Genomic DNA, 15083 nt, shown 5'->3' with positions numbered 1-15083 from the left:
CAATGCGGGGTTATTTGTTTTACGCAAGGGCGTTATTTGCAGGACAGGGAGAGTCGCGCCAAATGGATTTGAACGATAACCCGACGGGTACGGAAGTATATGAATTTTCATCGGTTAACTGATTGGTTGCTGGTTTCACCCTATATTGGCTGGCTATGGGACGGCTTTTTACTGACCCTATGGATCTCCGCCTGTACGGTCGTCGCTGCGACTTTGCTGGGTTTTGTACTGGCTGCAGCCAGAGACAGCCACCTAAAACTGCTTCTGTGGTTGGCAATCGCCTACAGTACGCTATTTCGCAATACTCCTTTGTTAATACAGCTTTTTTTCTGGTATTTCGCCGCCGGTCAGTTACTGCCTGCATCATGGATGCAGTGGTTAAATACACCCCATGAATTATCCTTGCCCGGATGGGGACTGCCCTGGCCTTCATTTGAGTTTCTGGCCGGATTTATTGGCCTGACTTTGTATTCCACGGCTTTTATTGCGGAAGAATTACGTGCGGGAATTAGCGGCGTCGCTAAAGGGCAAAAAAATGCTGCTCACGCTCTTGGGTTAACGGGTTGGCAATCCATGCGTTACGTCGTTTTGCCACAGGCGCTAAAAATAGCTATGCCGCCGTTATTGGGGCAATACATGAATATAATCAAGAACTCATCTTTAGCGATGGCGATCGGCGTCGCGGAACTTTCTTATGCATCTCGTCAGGTTGAAACTGAAACTTTACGCACCTTTCAGGCCTTCGGTGTCGCGACTCTGTTGTATATCTCGGTTATTGCGTTGATTGAGGCTTGGGGAATGTGGCGTCAACAGCGATTGATTGCGCGAGGGCATTAAGATGGATTTTACGATTATTGCGGATAACTGGCGCTATTTGTTGTGGGGAACGTTCCCCGATGGCCCATTAGGCGGCGCGGCGCTGACGCTGGCGATTAGCCTGATGGCGGGAGCGGCGTCGGCAGCTCTGGGGATTATTCTTGGTGTAGCGCTGGCGATGTCGCGGGGCGTATGGGGCGGAATACTGGCGGCGGTTTTAGGGTTTTTCCGTGCTATCCCCGTTATTATGCTGATTTTTTGGACCTATTTTTTACTACCGATCGTTTTTGGCGTAGATATTCCGGAAATTACCACCGTGGTGTGTGCGCTGGCGCTGATTGCCTCGGCCTATCTGGCTCACGCGGTAAAAGCGGGCATTCTAGCGATAGGAGAAGGCCAATGGCAAGCGGGGTTATCCCTCGGATTTAACCGTTGGCAGGTATTGGCTTACGTGGTTTTACCGCAGGCGCTGCGCATGATGGTGCCGTCGTTTATCAATCAATGGATCTCATTGATAAAAGATACTTCGCTGGCCTATATAGTTGGCGTGAATGAACTGACATTTCTGGCGACTCAGGTTAATAATCGCAGCATGGTGTACCCGATGGAGGTATTCCTGTTCGTTGCCCTGATTTACTTTGTTTTTTGTCTGACTTTGGATGTATCGGCCAACGTTATCAATCGCCGTTTCAGCCCGCAAACGCGGGCAATTAAACGAACATGGCGCTGGTGGAGGAATAAACCGGCGCTGTCTGCCAGCTAATTTTTCGTCAGTTTCCAGTCTTTTAGCTGCCATAACTCAGGAAGTTGCTGCATATAGTAAAAAGTGGTGACTAATGGATGATCGATTGGCTGGTTATGGGGATCGGCGCAATAGTAAAAAACCGGTATGCCCGCCGCGATGCCGGCCTGAGCGCCTGCCAGCGAGTCCTCGACTAAAATACAGGCTTCAACGGGAACCTGCATTTTATTGGCCGCGTGGTGAATCAAGGCGGGATCGGGTTTCCAGCGCTGAATGTCGTAGCCACTATATAAATGATTAGCGAAGAAATGGCGTAAATCTGTCAGTCCCAGTGAGTGCTCCATCTTACTGACCGGTCCGTTAGATACCACACAGACTGGCACATTTATTTTTTTTAACAGTGAGTTAGCGCCGGGAATAGGTTGCAATTCACTGTCAAACAGCCGCGCGACTTCCTGTCGATATATTTTCTCCATTTCAGTAACTGGCTGATTTAAATTATATTCATCGCTGACACACTCAATAATTTCATAGAGTTTTATGCCCTTGAAGCGCTTAATGACGATTTCCAGAGAAAGGTGAATACCATAATGGGCAAAAAGTAGCACATAGGCTCGGCAACATAGCACTTCGCTGTCTACTAATGTTCCGTCGCAATCAAACATGACGCATTGAATCTGAGACATAGCACCAATCCTTGCTGTAAAAATCGCTTAAACCCACTTTAACGTCACGGATTAATATTGCGACGTTTATTGTCATGATTAGCGTGGTAATTAATAACAAATTTAATAAATACAGTCGATTGAGTAAGAAAATCGTCAAAATCAGCGGTTTTTTTTAAGTGGAGTAGCCGTTAAAACGGGGCTATTTGATACAAACCTCTGCGAAAAATAGCTAAAAAAGAGTGTGATCCGGCTCAACATTGACGCGTTTTGTTATAGGATAGCAGCCGACTATTCACCCCCTATTGTGGACTCTGATAATGAGTAAACCAAACCTTGATGTTGAGCAGGGGATGCTCGAACGCGTATTTAAGCTAAAACAACATGGAACAACGGCGCGCACTGAGCTGATCGCCGGTATGACGACTTTCCTGACCATGGTCTATATCGTTTTTGTTAACCCCCAAATCCTTGGGGTTGCCGGTATGGATGTGCAGGCTGTTTTTGTCACTACCTGCTTGATCGCCGCTTTTGGCAGTATTTTAATGGGATTATTGGCGAACTTACCTGTTGCTTTGGCTCCCGCTATGGGGCTGAACGCCTTCTTCGCTTTTGTCGTCGTTGGCGCTATGGGTATTTCATGGCAGGTGGCGATGGGCGCTATTTTCTGGGGCGCAATCGGTTTCCTGCTATTGACCATTTTCCGCATCCGCTATTGGATGATTGCCAACATTCCATTGAGCCTTCGTGTCGGTATTACCAGTGGTATTGGTCTATTTATCGCGATGATGGGTCTGAAAAATGCCGGTATCGTGGTAGCAAATCCGGACACACTAGTCGCCGTGGGCGATCTGAGCTCCCACAGCGTCCTATTGGGAGCGCTAGGCTTCTTTATCATTGCGGTATTGGCTTCGCGTAATATCCATGCGGCAGTGCTGGTATCCATCGTCGTAACTACGCTGATCGGCTGGGCGTTGGGCGATGTGCAGTATCACGGTATTTTCTCCATGCCACCCAGCGTCACCAGCGTTGTTGGCCAAGTGGATATCGCCGGTGCGTTGAATCTGGGTCTGGCAGGCGTCATTTTCTCCTTTATGCTGGTTAATCTTTTCGATTCATCTGGCACGCTGATTGGTGTAACAGATAAAGCGGGTCTGACGGATGAAAACGGCAAGTTCCCTCGAATGAAACAGGCGCTTTACGTCGACAGTATCAGCTCTGTAGCAGGGGCGCTGGTAGGAACCTCTTCGGTAACCGCTTATATCGAAAGCTCCTCTGGTGTTTCCGTCGGCGGCCGCACGGGTTTAACCGCTGTTGTGGTGGGTATCCTATTCTTGCTGGTGATCTTTATCTCACCGCTTGCCGGGATGGTGCCTGCTTATGCGGCCGCTGGCGCGCTGATTTATGTTGGGGTTCTGATGACATCCAGCCTGGCTCGAGTGAAATGGGATGATTTAACCGAAGCGGTTCCGGCCTTTGTGACTGCCGCCATGATGCCATTCAGCTTCTCAATCACTGAAGGTATCGCTTTAGGCTTTATCGCATATTGCGTAATGAAGCTGGGCACCGGGCGTTGGCGTGAAATCAGCCCTTGCGTCGTCGTTGTGGCGTTACTCTTTGTGCTAAAAATTGCCTTTGTCGATCATTAATTATTTGATCGAGTAATAAAAATGGCCCCGAATCTGCAGAGATCGGGGCTTTTTTTATCCGGGTCTGATGCAAAATGGGGCTTACTTCACTCTAACTCGCTCAATATAAGCGCTGAACGCGGCGAGTTGTTTAGTCAGAAAATCCAAGGTTCCCTGATCGGTTAATTCTCTGCGCTCTTCATCGACTTTGCTCTGAATTACGCCGCCCATAAATTCTGGTTTATTCATCACCATAGCGTCGAGGAAGACCAAAATCTGGCGCAGGTGATATTGGCAGCGTGCGCCGCCGATAGGGCCCATTGAACTCGTTTGAATTAACACGGGTTTGCCAGCCAAGGGCTGGTTTTGTAGGCGAGAAAGCCAATCGATAGCGTTTTTCAAACCGCCGGGAACCGAATAGTTATATTCTGGTGTCACAATGATCACGCCATCGGCCTGGCGGATTTGCTCTGCAATGGCTTCTACGCTAGCTGGAATGCCATCTTCCTGTTGAACATCAGCATCATAAAGAGGAATATCGCGGATAGAAGGCAGGGCCTCGATAGTCACTCCAGCGGGAGCTAATTGCGGCAAGGCTTTGGCAACCATAGCGTTATAGGAACCGGAACGCAGACTACCCAGTAAGGTAACAAGTTTAAGCGGCTGCTGTGACATGACTCACTCCTGTTAATTGGTGAAATAATATTGTCTTGAACTAGATTAGGCTTGCTTACTCGAATTAAACAATAGGTATTTGTCTGCTTATCTTGCTGAATATCAATAAAAATATCGCTACCTAAGAGTGACTTGGTGTAAGGCTTGGGTTTGATAATAAAAAGGGTCATGCTGTTTCTATCGTACTAATAATAATCTAAAAAAACGTTAATTGGCTTGCAACAGTAGAGCTGTATTCTTTGAGCAAAATGGATGTCTATAACTTAGTAACTTAGTAACTTAGTAACTTAGTAACTTAGTGCAGCCATCAATAACTTCAATCAGGAAAGGTTGGATTGAGAGAGTTTACTCATTGATATTGCCATCAAAACAAGGCTCCTCGGTGGATGTAACTGAAGAATACTCAGTTATCCCGGCTATTAGATCCAGTGGGAGAAATGAAGAAAAACAAGGTTTTCTTAGCATGAGTAGATGAGACATTATCTAATGTTACACATATAAATAATGTGGTTATCTGGTTTTTTTAAGGATAATACCTCGGTTTAAACAGGTTAATAGCTCGAAATAAATATACTAATAAAGTAGGTTATTTCATTTTATATCGGAATAGATAACAAAGATGATTAAGTTTTGGGAGATTATTAATTAAATAAAGCAGAAAATTCCCACAAGCCAGACCAGATGAAGGTAGAGATAATTAACTTCTAAGTGTAAAGAATTATTTACTTTAAACTTTAACTTATTGTAAAAAAACAATTTAACTTAAGTCATTTTCTTGTTTTACTGTAAATAGATTAAAGTTTGATCTGAGTCATAAAATCCCATATAATTTTCTCCTTAAAAGATATTAATTAAAAGGCTAAGGATGGAATCTTAATTAAGAAAGTAAATGGATTTTACAAATCGCTAATGGTTATTTAAAAGTAAAAACATAGGAGCTATTTAAAGCTCTTATTTCTTGTTTTTATCGAAAATTTTATTCTGGTTTTTTAAGTTATTTGTCATTGTTATCTCAGTACAGATTTATATCTGTACTGGAAAGTTGTTTTTGTCATAAATTATTTACGCTTTTATTTTGAAGTTTAAAAAATGGATATTTATTTTATTTGTCAAGGAGATGTAAATGAAAAGAAGGGTGGTTTTATCATTAATTACTGGGACGTTGATGTCTTTAAGTAGCACGACTTATGGGGTAACAAACGGAACGGTAAAATTTACCGGTAAAATTATGGAAACAACCTGTACCATTTCTGGCGGATCAGCACTTTCTGTCCCAATGGGCGCATTTTTAAAAAGCGAGATAAAAAATAAAGGCGATAAAGTTAGCGGAAGTGAGAGAGATTTCGATATTAAATTAACGGGTTGCCCGGTTGTTACTGGAGCTCCGGTTCTTATGTCTATCGCTTTTACCGGTACGGCAGATCTCGAGGACGACAAGTTGTTAAAATTAGATGCAACAGGCGCTGAAGGGATCGGTATAGGTCTTTACGACAAAGATGGAAATCAAATATCTTTAAATTCAGCTAGCTATGAATACCCGGATGCTATTAATAGCGCTAATGTAAACATTCCTTTTAAAGTCGCTTATGTCGCTAATGGTCAATCTGGCGTAGCAGGAAAGGCAGAGGCTACTCTAAACTTCGACATTTCTTATAAATAAAAATATAAATTAATTTTCATAAAAATTTATTCCCTGGCAGCAGGCGAATTGTGATGGCTATTTGCCAGGGATAATTAACACCATGGACAGTTGTTATGAAATCTAAAATAAATGATTTATTTAATTTGTGTCTTTTTATTAGGAAAATAACGTTGATATTATCAATGTTATTCATATATCCGGCTTGGGCAGGTGTCACCGTTGGAGGAACACGAGTTATCTATGATGGAAATAAAAAAGAGGCGTCAATCTCGGTAATTAATTCCGATGAAACAAAGCCTTATTTAATTCAATCCTTTATCAATAGCAATACAAAAGGTGAGAAACCTCCCTTTGTCGTGACGCCTCCATTATTTCGTTTGGATGCAGGTAAAGAAAGTACGCTCAGAATTGTGCGCACCGGTGGTCACTTACCGGAAGATAGGGAATCGGTGTTTTACCTGAATGTGAAATCTATTCCTTCGGTGCAAGAAAATGAACAAAGTACTTTATTAATAGCGGTTAAAACGAGGATCAAACTGTTTTACCGGCCTAAAGGCATCATTGGAGATGCGGAAGAGGCTTATAAATCATTGATGTTTCGTCGTATTGGTAACCAGCTTGAGGTGAAAAACCCCAGCAATTATTACGTCACTCTAGGACAAATTAGGGTTAATGGTAAAGCTTTGGCAGGCGCGGACATGATAGCTCCGCAGGGTGTTTCCCACTTCTTACTTCCATCGGGCTTAGCGGGTTGTGCCGTAAAGTGGAGCAGCATTAATAGCTACGGTGGTGTCAGCCCGGAGATCACTCAAAAACTGCGGTAAAAGGAAGATGAACGATCAGCAGGAGGCTGAAAAGTATTATGTTAAATATAAATCCAGGTGCGCTAAAGTTATTATTTTGTACGCTCATTTCAGCCTTTTTTTTATGCTTATCATCTTCGGTTCTGGCGCAAGACCATTTTCGATTATCTGCGTTGGAGTTAAGTGATGCAGAGCAAGCTGTTATTGATTTAAGCGCTTTTTCAAACTCTGGTGGTCAATTACCCGGTGAGTATCAGGTGGTTATATTTCTTAACGGAAATGAGAAAGAAACCAGGCGGGTCAGATTTATTCAGACGGCGGATAAAGCATTATTACCACAGTTAACCGTGGATGACCTCCGCCGCTTTGGCGTAAAAATATCGTCAACTCCGACGCTGAGTGATCTTCCTTCAAAACATATTATTGATGACCTTAAAGAATATATTCCTCAGGCGTCTGTTGTTTTTGATTTTTATTCTCAACGTTTGGATATCAGCATCCCGCAGGCTGCGCTAGATGTTCAGGTCAGAGATGCCGTTTCATCGCATTTATGGCAACAGGGGCTGTCTTCATTTTTAGTGAACTATGATTTAACCGGCTCGGATAATCATAATGGAACAAGTAAAAACCAAAGCTATTTTTTAAATGTACGAAGTGGAATTAATATTGGTTCCTGGCGTATCAGAAACCAATCTACCTATAGTCATGACTCTGAAGAAAATAAGGGGGGTAGCCGTTTCTCATCTATTAACAGTTACGTTCAGCGAGATATTCATCGGTTAAAGAGCCAAATGATTCTCGGTGAAGCTTTCACTGACGGGGATGTATTTAACAGTATACAGTTCACGGGTGCATCCATTTCATCCGATAGTTTAATGCTGCCAGGAAGCCAGCGAGGTTTCGCACCCATTATTCGTGGTATCGCTCAAACCAACGCTCGGGTAACGGTTCGCCAAAATAATTATGTTATTTATGAAGGTTATGTGCCGCCTGGGCCGTTTGTTATATCCGATCTCTATTCAACTTCTGGTTCCGGAGATTTAGAGGTTACGATCACCGAAAAGAACGGGCAACAGCGTAAATTTGTCCAGCCATTCTCTTCAGTGCCGATGATGCAAAGAGAAGGGCAATTAAAATACCAGGTAACTTTTGGCCGTTACAGAAGTTCTGGGGCCAATATTTATCAGCCTTATTTTGGTGAAGGCTCCTTTATTTATGGGCTTTCTAATCGAGTCAGTTTACTTTCTGGTATACAGGCTGCTGATAATTATCGCGCGTTAAATACCGGATTTGGACTCGGCTTAGGTAATTTCGGTGCTATCTCTCTGGATACGACTCTGGCCGATGCCAGACTGAAAGATAATCAGCGTAAACAAGGGCAGTCTTATCGTATTCAATATGCAAAAAGTATTGAAACCACGGGAACTTCGCTGACGTTAGCTGGCTATCGCTATTCTACATCGGGCTACTACTCATTTGCGGAAGCAAACGAATATACAGCGAAAAAATCAGTTAACGCTGGGCTAAATAAACGTAGCCAAATACAGTTAACTCTAAATCAGGGAATGGGTGATTTGGGCAGTGTTTATTTGTCAGCCAACCAGCAGGACTACTGGGGAAAGCAGGGAAAAAACCAATCATTATCCGCCGGATATACTATTAATCGCGCGGGTATTGGATATGGATTAAACCTTTCTTATAGCGATAGTCGTGAAAATACCGCCGCCAGGGATAAACAGGTTTCTTTTAACGTTTCTATTCCTTTGGATAAATGGATATCAAATGGAACCCTAACCTACGGTATTAATAGAAACGATCGTGGACAGGGAACACAACAGGTAGCGTTTAATGGAAGTGCTTTGGAAGATCGTGCGCTGTTATACGGTATCCGCATGGATCAAAGTAATAATTATGCGACAACCAGCGCCGGCGCGTCGTTGGAATATGTTCATAATGCTGGACGCATGAATATGGCATATAGCCATAGCGATAATAGCAGAATGCTAAATTACGGATTATCGGGCGGTATTGTTGCTCACCGTGATGGTATTACTTTCTCTCAATCTTTAGGGGAGACGGTGGCATTGGTTAGAGCAGAAGGCGCTGCGGAAGCAAAAATATTAAATCAGAGAGGCATTAAAACTGATTCGAGAGGTTATGCAGTTATTCCGTCTATTGAACCTTATGCCTATAACCGCGTGGCTTTAGATACAGAAGGACTGGCTGACGGCCTCGATTTGGATGAGTCAGTGCAGCAAGTTGTACCAACCCGTGGCGCGGTGGTTGCCGCTGATTTTCGCGTCCGGCAGGGGCACCGAATACTGGTGACATTACTTAGTGATAATAAGCCTGTACCTTTTGGTTCCAGTGCCACGTTGGTAAACGGTGATAGCAGTGGAATTGTTGGTGATGAAGGTGAGTTGTACTTAAACGCCGTTCCAGAAAATGCGGAAATAAAGGTGCAATGGGGAAAAGAGCCTGCTCAGCACTGTTATGCAAAGTTAGATTTATCAAAGATGTCAGATAAATCAGGTGTTTTACGGCTTGTGGCCCAGTGTCGTTATTAAAAGGATTTTTTATGTTTGCTTCTATTAATTATATTTTTCTTAGCCGAAAATATAATAAAACAGGATTGATGTTAGTTATATCTATTATTTTTTGTAGTTATTTAAATGGAGCGAAAGCTGCAAAATCCCCTGTATGTAACGCTAACAGAGCTGTAGGGGTAGTTAATTTTGATGATATTTCTATTCGTCGAGATATGGCTCATTCACCGAAAATAATAGTTAAAACTGTAAGTGGAATTAACGTAAATTGTCCGGGGAAAACCCATCAGGGAATTTATGTTAAGTCTATGCTGGGTGTGTCTAGTATTGGCATAAATAATTATTTTGATACCAATCTGTTAGGAGTGAAAATAAAGTGGAGCCTCCAACCAAATAATTTAAGCCCTCAGGAAATGAATGTTGGTAGTATGAGAGGGATCGGTGTCAGAAAAAACTTCACCGGTAAATTTTATATATCAGTTGATAAGAATGCCGAATCTGGTGTGGTTAATCCAATAAAAATAATATTAGCTCGTCAGGATGAGAAGGGATTCAATACCGATGAGATTTTATTTAGCTACGAAATTCCCAGTTTTAAAGTAACGGCAAAAACCTGTGAAGTCAGGACGCCCCAAATTGATGTTCCAATGGGCGCTGTATTGAAAAATACCTTTAAAGGTGTCGGCAGCACTAGCGGTGAGCGAAGTTTTGATATTGAAGTGCAGTGTAGTGGAGGGGTTCAAGCGACTATTATCTGGCAGGGTGGAAGTAGCAACGGCGTCATCAAAGCGGATTCGACATCTACTTCAGCGGGGGTGGGCATTCAAATAGTTGAGCGGGATGCTCCTTTGGTTTTTGATACAGAACAACCGCTTGGGAGTCTCTCTACTTTAACCCAACTGCCCTATAAGGCCAGATTCTATCAAACCGAGAATAGAATTGCTGCTGGCAGTCTGATGACTACGGCTACTTTCACCGTCAATTATAAATAACCTTAATTTAAGGGCGCAATAGCAGCAGCGCGATAGGGAGTAGATGAGGTAAAAGTATGCTTTTGCCGATTGAGCGCCTTTATTAGCTAGAACTCTGTATGGTGTGAGTGCTCACTCACCACTTATTGCAATGTTCTTTGATCTTTATGATGGCCTCTGAATAAGATGCCATCATAAATTATCGGGATAAGCACTGTATTTGGCTTAGCCCGATTCGGTTTTGATTATTTACCGATACAGAAACTTGAGAAAATTCGGCCCAGCAAATCATCAGAGCTGAATTCACCGGTTATTTCGCTAAGTGATTGTTGAGCAAGGCGTAACTCCTCAGCCAGAAGCTCGCCAGCCTGTGCGCCAACCAGTTGCTCATGACCTTGAACCAGATGCTGTGCAGCGGCTTCCAGCGCCTGTAAATGGCGGCGCCGAGCCAGGAAGCCCCCTTCGGTATTGCTGGTGAACCCCATGCTTTGTTTTAAGTGATCTCTCAGCAGGTCAATTCCGTCGCCGGTTCGGGCTGATAAACGAATAAGTGAGTAACCATTCACTTCGGTTAAACCAAGCGTCTCGCCTGTCACATCGGCTTTATTACGTACGACGGTAATCGGTAATGTTGCGGGCAAACGAGCCATAAACTCTGGCCAGATTGTCGCAGGTTCAGTAGCATCAGTGGTTGTGCCATCGACCATAAACAGCACTCTGTCAGCCTGTTCGATCTCGTTCCAAGCACGTTCGATACCAATTCGCTCTACTTCGTCGCTTGCTTCCCGTAAGCCAGCGGTATCAATAATATGTAGCGGCATACCGTCGATATGAATATGTTCCCGCAGCACGTCGCGGGTGGTACCGGCGATGTCTGTAACAATGGCGGCTTCATGTCCTGCTAATGCATTGAGAAGACTGGATTTTCCTGCATTTGGGCGACCAGCGATGACCACTTTCATCCCTTCTCGCAGCAGGCTGCCTTGACGAGCCTCGGCGCGTACGTTTTCCAGATCACGCATTACGCCGTTCAACTGGCCTTCTATTTTGCCATCAGAAAGAAAGTCGATTTCCTCATCAGGAAAATCAATCGCAGCTTCCACATAGATTCGCAAGTGAGTGAGTGCTTCCACCAGTTGATGAATTCGGACTGAAAAAGCGCCTTGTAGCGAGTTGACCGCCGAACGCGCGGCCTGCTCAGAACTGGCGTCGATCAGATCGGCGATAGCCTCCGCCTGTGCCAAATCCAGTTTGTCATTGAGAAACGCACGTTCGGAAAATTCCCCCGGGCGAGCAATACGCACGCCTGGCAGGGCCAAGACGCGTTTAAGCAATAAATCCAGTATTACAGGGCCACCATGCCCTTGTAATTCAAGCACGTCCTCGCCGGTGAAAGAATTCGGGCCGGGGAAGTAGAGAGCTATACCCTGATCCAGCGTGGTGCCGTCGGCATCGCGGAAAGGCAAATAGTCGGCATAACGCGGCTTGGGTAATTTACCCAAAACTGCCTCGGCGACGGCCGCCACGGCACGGCCTGAAACACGTAAAATGCCAACGCCACCGCGTCCCGGTGGGGTAGCTTGTGCGACGATCGTATCCGTTGCGCTCATGGTTATCTCTCTCTTGGACGGCGTAAAAGTGGTTTCTACTAAAAAAGAATAAGGCGGTCAATTGACCGCCTTAGGCTATTACTACAGATGATTACCGATACACATTATTTCTTTTTGTCGCGGCTGTGTAAGCCACGTTTTTCCAGGCCACGGTAAATCAACTGCTGCTGAAGGATGGTCACCAAGTTACTGACGATATAGTACAGTACCAGACCTGCTGGGAACCACAGGAAGAACACTGTGAAAATTACCGGCATAAAGGTCATGATCTTCTGCTGCATCGGGTCAGTCACGGTAGTCGGTGACATCTTCTGGATGAAGTACATGGTTATACCCATCAGAATCGGCAGGATGTAGTACGGGTCTTGCGCCGATAAATCATGGATCCACAGGATAAACGGCGCATGGCGCAGCTCAACGGAACTCATCAGCATGTAGTACAAGGCCAGGAAGATTGGCATCTGGATGATCAACGGTAAGCAGCCGCCCAGAGGATTCACTTTCTCAGCTTTGTACAGCGCCATCATTTCCTGGCTCATACGTTGCTTATCGTCGCCGATTCGCTCACGCATCGCGGCCAGTTTAGGCTGCAACATACGCATCTTCGCCATCGAAGTGTACTGCGCCTTCGTCAGCGGGTACATGATACCACGCACGATAAAGGTGATGACAATGATGGAGAAGCCCCAGTTACCGACAAAACCGTGAATGAACTTCAGCAGTTTGAACAGTGGCTGAGAGATAAACCATAGCCAGCCGTAGTCAACAGTCAGGTCAAGATGCGGCGCGATAGCGGCCATTTTGTCCTGAATTTCCGGGCCAACCCACAGGGTTGCTCCCAGCTGTTTCTGTTCACCCGGTTGTACGACAACAGGCGCACCTTTGAAACCGATAGCCGCCAGTCCATTGCCCAGATCGGCAGAATAGAAGGTGTTAGTTTCGTTAGCCGCTGGAATCCACGCGGTTGCAAAATACTGCTGCAACATCGCAACCCAGCCACCTTTGGTGGTGATATTCAGCGGTTCTTTTTCGATTTTATCGAAAGCATACTTCTGATAATTATCTTGATCAGAGGAGTACGCCGCGCCGCGATAAGTGTGCAGTGCGAAGTTATTGCTACCGGTATCACGGTGTTTAGGCAGGTTGATGCTTTGCTTCAATTGCCCAAATAACGTCAATTCCAGCGGTGCGGCAGAGGCGTTTTTAACGTGGTAATCCACGCCAATTGCGTAATCGTTACGTTTAACGATGAACGTTTTCGTAAAGACCGAGCCATCTTTGCCGGTAAAGGTCAGAGGGATACGCAGTTCATCCTGACCGTCAGCCAGCACAAAGCTGTTTTGCGCCACTTCAAACAGCGGACGTTCGCCGTTTGCCGGGTTGTCCGGGCCATTCTTGCCTGTCAGGCCACTTTGCGCCTGATAAACAAAGGCTGGCGTGGTTTCCAACAGCTCAAATGTTTTGTCTGAACCCAGAGAATCCGGGTAAGCCAGCAGGTTAGCCTGCTCAATGTCACCACCACGTGTATTAATGGTCAGAGACAGCACATCAGTTTTAACCGTGATCAATTGGCCTTGGCCACTGGCTGGCACGGCCTGGCTTGCGGTATCACCGTTAGCTGCGTTCGAAGTCTGTTGCGTGGTCTGGGCGGCGGTTTGTGGGTTGTTATCCACTTGCCATGCTTGCCAGATCATGAAAGACACGAACAGCAGCGCGATGAGGAGAAGATTGCGTTGCGAATCCATCGTTAGTGTTCTCTGTTATCGTCGGGTTTCGGCGGCACGGGATCATCGCCACCTGGGTTCAAAGGGTGGCATTTTAATACGCGTTTCAGCGTTAACCAACTGCCTTTTATCATGCCAAACCGGCGCAATGCCTCAATTCCGTAATGAGAGCACGTCGGATGGAAACGACAGCGTGGCCCCAACAGCGGACTGATTACGAGCTGATAGCCCCTAATCAGGCCGATCAGGATGCGGGAGCCTGGCGACAGTGGCGGCGCCATAATTTTTCCAAAGCTTCCGACAACGCACGGTTATCAAGGTCAGCCACACCTTTTTTAACCAACACCACAAAATCCATAGACGGTAACGTGTGCTGATGCAGCCGGAAGCTTTCGCGTGTTAAGCGTTTTATCCGGTTACGTTCGTGAGCACGTTTGACATGTTTTTTGGCGACGGTAAGACCGATGCGGGGATGCCCCAGCTCGTTCAGGCGGCCGAGGATGGTGATTTGCGGCGTGCCAGCCCGTTGTGGCTGCTGGAAGACGAAAGTGAAATGACTGGGAGTTAACAAACGTAACTCCCTAGGGAAAGCGAGCTTAACCACTCAGTCGGTTAGCTTTATTACTTAGAAACAGTCAGACGAGAACGGCTTTTCGCACGACGGCGAGCCAGAACTTGACGACCATTTTTGGTGGCCATACGAGCACGGAAACCGTGGCTACGGTTGCGCTTCAATACGGACGGTTGGAAAGTGCGTTTCATAGCGATTTCTACCTAAACTTAAAATTATTACTGATTCAGTAAACGCGTTTGGCTGCTCGGAGTGAAGACCACCGACGCCTCAATCGCAACATATAAAGAAGCGGGATTGTAATAATTGTACAGTCCTGAGTCAATTCACATTGCGCAAGCCAGTAAGGAAGTTTTCCAAACCGGGAGTTTACCAAGGAGCCTGCCCGTGTTTACCGAAGGATTCCGTTTGGCCAAAGCCATCTGGAAAACAGGCATCACACGTAGGGCTGAGGATTATACGGACTCCCTGATAAATCGCAAGGATCGCATCAAGATCCTTTGTTCTCATCAGGGGATCGGATTGTGGGCAGGCTGTGGGTTATTTCAGGAAAGTCTGAAATTTTTCTTGATTAATGCTGATGTGCTCAACCAAATGCGGCGCGGTGGGTTACACTTGTTTGTCAAGCCACACCTGTGGATAAAAAGGATCTAATCTGTGAGGAAGGGGAGGATCTATTGCTCCTTTTGC

The 15083-nt window shown here is 45.4% G+C and carries 15 protein-coding genes; 8 read left to right on the top strand and 7 right to left on the bottom strand.

The features are described from left to right. Positions 1-99 precede the first annotated feature (99 nt). The gene (locus tag DBA33_RS11755; RefSeq protein WP_120806535.1) at positions 100-837 is read left to right on the top strand and encodes an amino acid ABC transporter permease; all 738 of its coding nucleotides are present in this window, start codon (positions 100-102) and stop codon (positions 835-837) included. A gap of 1 nt (position 838) precedes the next feature. Next, entirely contained in the window at positions 839-1579 is a 741-nt protein-coding gene (locus DBA33_RS11750; RefSeq protein WP_064515969.1) for an amino acid ABC transporter permease, read from the top strand. Here the strand turns inward: DBA33_RS11750 and yieH are convergent. Then, positions 1576-2244: a 6-phosphogluconate phosphatase gene (gene yieH / locus DBA33_RS11745; RefSeq protein WP_120806534.1), complete on the bottom strand. Its 669-nt coding sequence runs from the start codon at positions 2242-2244 to the stop codon at positions 1576-1578. The genes DBA33_RS11750 and yieH overlap by 4 nt on opposite strands. 299 nt (positions 2245-2543) lie before the next feature. Between yieH and DBA33_RS11740 the strand changes: the two genes are divergently transcribed. Continuing rightward, the gene (locus DBA33_RS11740) at positions 2544-3872 is read left to right on the top strand and encodes an NCS2 family permease (RefSeq protein ID WP_064515965.1); all 1329 of its coding nucleotides are present in this window, start codon (positions 2544-2546) and stop codon (positions 3870-3872) included. Between the two features lie 81 nt (positions 3873-3953). Here DBA33_RS11740 and DBA33_RS11735 read toward each other — a convergent pair whose 3' ends face one another. Further along, positions 3954-4526 (bottom strand): NADPH-dependent FMN reductase, encoded by a 573-nt coding sequence (locus tag DBA33_RS11735; RefSeq protein ID WP_064515961.1) that lies wholly within the window; start codon positions 4524-4526, stop codon positions 3954-3956. Between the two features lie 1123 nt (positions 4527-5649). Between DBA33_RS11735 and DBA33_RS11730 the strand changes: the two genes are divergently transcribed. The 4 genes from DBA33_RS11730 to DBA33_RS11715 all read left to right on the top strand — a co-directional run bounded on the left by DBA33_RS11730 (position 5650) and on the right by DBA33_RS11715 (position 10509). Beyond that, positions 5650-6186, top strand: coding sequence for a fimbrial protein (locus DBA33_RS11730; RefSeq protein WP_064515960.1), 537 nt, complete (start codon positions 5650-5652; stop codon positions 6184-6186). 95 nt (positions 6187-6281) lie between these two features. Then, a complete protein-coding gene (locus DBA33_RS11725) occupies positions 6282-6992 on the top strand; it encodes a molecular chaperone (RefSeq protein WP_235600968.1) in 711 nt (236 codons plus the stop codon). Positions 6993-7030: 38 nt separating this feature from the next. Next, on the top strand, positions 7031-9538 hold the full coding sequence (locus tag DBA33_RS11720; protein ID WP_064515957.1) for a fimbria/pilus outer membrane usher protein: 2508 nt from the start codon (positions 7031-7033) through the stop codon (positions 9536-9538). Between the two features lie 11 nt (positions 9539-9549). Beyond that, positions 9550-10509, top strand: a complete 960-nt coding sequence (locus DBA33_RS11715) for a fimbrial protein (RefSeq protein ID WP_120806533.1) — start codon at positions 9550-9552, stop codon at positions 10507-10509. A 224-nt stretch (positions 10510-10733) separates the two neighbouring features. On the opposite strand, the gene mnmE is transcribed toward DBA33_RS11715, so the two are convergent. The 5 genes from mnmE to rpmH form a co-directional block, all read right to left on the bottom strand. After that, positions 10734-12098 (bottom strand): tRNA uridine-5-carboxymethylaminomethyl(34) synthesis GTPase MnmE, encoded by a 1365-nt coding sequence (gene mnmE / locus DBA33_RS11710; protein ID WP_064515953.1) that lies wholly within the window; start codon positions 12096-12098, stop codon positions 10734-10736. Positions 12099-12202: 104 nt separating this feature from the next. Then, a complete protein-coding gene (gene yidC, locus DBA33_RS11705; protein ID WP_064515951.1) occupies positions 12203-13843 on the bottom strand; it encodes a membrane protein insertase YidC in 1641 nt (546 codons plus the stop codon). 2 nt (positions 13844-13845) lie between these two features. Further along, a complete protein-coding gene (yidD, locus tag DBA33_RS11700; RefSeq protein ID WP_049597413.1) occupies positions 13846-14103 on the bottom strand; it encodes a membrane protein insertion efficiency factor YidD in 258 nt (85 codons plus the stop codon). Continuing rightward, the gene (gene rnpA, locus DBA33_RS11695; RefSeq protein ID WP_120806532.1) at positions 14067-14426 is read right to left on the bottom strand and encodes a ribonuclease P protein component; all 360 of its coding nucleotides are present in this window, start codon (positions 14424-14426) and stop codon (positions 14067-14069) included. Before rnpA ends, yidD begins: the two co-directional genes overlap by 37 nt. Positions 14427-14443: 17 nt before the next feature. Further along, complete coding sequence (gene rpmH / locus DBA33_RS11690; RefSeq protein ID WP_002220736.1) at positions 14444-14584, bottom strand: 50S ribosomal protein L34; 141 nt, start codon at positions 14582-14584, stop codon at positions 14444-14446. A gap of 196 nt (positions 14585-14780) precedes the next feature. Between rpmH and DBA33_RS20635 the strand changes: the two genes are divergently transcribed. Beyond that, a complete protein-coding gene (locus DBA33_RS20635) occupies positions 14781-15047 on the top strand; it encodes a hypothetical protein (protein WP_064515949.1) in 267 nt (88 codons plus the stop codon). The last annotated feature ends 36 nt before the right edge of the window (positions 15048-15083 follow it).

The organism is Yersinia sp. IP36721, from assembly GCF_003634395.1.
GTDB lineage: Bacteria > Pseudomonadota > Gammaproteobacteria > Enterobacterales > Enterobacteriaceae > Yersinia > Yersinia entomophaga.
Note: the sequence above shows the minus strand (reverse complement) of the source record. Positions and strands in the feature narration are given on the sequence as shown.